We start from the raw sequence: 471 nt of genomic DNA on the forward strand, positions 1-471 counted from the left end.
GAGCCCGTTTTGTCACGAGCGTCGGGGGTCTGCAAATTGCGATTGGAACAAAAGTGGAACCTTCCTAACAGTGCGCCCGCGACAGTGCCTGCCTATGACTGATCCGATCAGCACTGCGTCATTGCCCCCCTGACTTTACGAGGAGTTAGAGTTGCCAGTGCTAACAATGCAAGCAGAAAGCCAATCCAAAGTGGCGACTTATATCCGTGACCGGCATCGATCCCAACCCCACCAGCCCAGGCGATAAATGCGAGTCCGCTATTAATGATCGATACATGGACGCTGTTTACGAGTGCACCCGGCTCCGCTACCCGCATCACACGCGCAATCAAAGCCGGACTCAGCGAGGCACCAGAAAACCCGATGACTAGGAACGCCGAAATGGCCAGAACGGTTGTTTCTGCTTGAGTTGCGAAGACCCCGAGTGCTGTTGCCAGAACAACGAGCCCAGAAATCGTTACAGAATAAATG

At 53.9% G+C, this 471-nt stretch carries 1 pseudogene; it reads right to left on the minus strand.

Annotated features, from left to right (window positions below):
- Positions 1 to 107: 107 nt before the first annotated feature.
- Positions 108 to 471: pseudogene (locus RCF13_RS25120) on the minus strand (MFS transporter); the annotation flags it as partial.

Source organism: Stenotrophomonas maltophilia group sp. RNC7, assembly GCF_030910085.1.
GTDB classification, from domain to species: Bacteria; Pseudomonadota; Gammaproteobacteria; order Xanthomonadales; family Xanthomonadaceae; genus Stenotrophomonas; species Stenotrophomonas sepilia.